The sequence below is a fragment of the Pseudomonas sp. K8 genome (assembly GCF_014889455.1).
Classification (GTDB): domain Bacteria; phylum Pseudomonadota; class Gammaproteobacteria; order Pseudomonadales; family Pseudomonadaceae; genus Aquipseudomonas; species Aquipseudomonas veronii.
Genome location: NZ_VJWO01000152.1, coordinates 1 through 741 on the forward strand (window position 1 = coordinate 1; position 741 = coordinate 741).

Below are 741 nucleotides of genomic sequence, written 5' to 3' on the forward strand. Positions count from 1 at the left end.
GCCATGCCTGGGACAGGTCCCAGGCGCTGCGCGGCGGGCAGATGATGTCGTAGCGTCCCTGCACGATCACCCCGGGCAGGTGGCGGATGCGGTCGATGTCGCGCAGCAGCTGGCCGTGTTCAAGGAAGGCGTTGTGGCGGAAGTAGTGCGCTTCGATCCGCGCCTTGGCCAGGGTATCCAGCGGGTCGGCGTCGGAGACGGCGTTGACCTCGTGCACCAGTGTGGCAGCGAAGTCCTCCCAGCCCAGCCAGGCCTGCGCAGCGGCGATGCGGGTGGCGCTGTCGTCGCTGTCCATGCGTTGCCAATAGGCCTCGATCATGTTGCCGTGTTCTTCTTCCGGCAGGTGCGCGGCGTAGGTTGCCCAGCGCTCGGGGAACACCCCGCGCGCACCGCCATCGGCTTCATTGAACCCGCTCTTCTCTTCGGCCTGCCCCAGGTACACGCCGCGCGCGATCCCGCCGGTGGCGCCGTCCGGAGCGCCCTGCCCCTGAGCCCAGGCCCCGGTCAGTCGCGGTCCACGTCGACATGGACATCCAGTGCGGTGTCGCGCAGCAGTTCGACGGTAAACCGGGGTGAGCCGCGTCGTGCCGTGATGACCACATCATCGCCGTTTACCAGGACCGCCATATAGCGTTCGCCGAGCCGACCGGCCAGTGCATCGCGGGCGGCAGTGGCGATCTCGTTGTCGGACTCGCCCTTGCGGATCGGAACATCGACGTGCATCGGCGACTCTTCATGCAC

1 protein-coding gene and 1 pseudogene are annotated in these 741 nt (G+C 67.7%); both read right to left on the reverse strand.

What is annotated here, in order from left to right; translation table 11 throughout:
* Positions 1 to 442: pseudogene (locus INT12_RS30665) on the reverse strand (prolyl aminopeptidase); the annotation flags it as partial.
* Positions 443 to 504: 62 nt separating this feature from the next.
* Positions 505 to 741: hypothetical protein (locus tag INT12_RS30670; RefSeq protein WP_226926403.1), on the reverse strand; the 237-nt coding region annotated here is incomplete at its 5' end.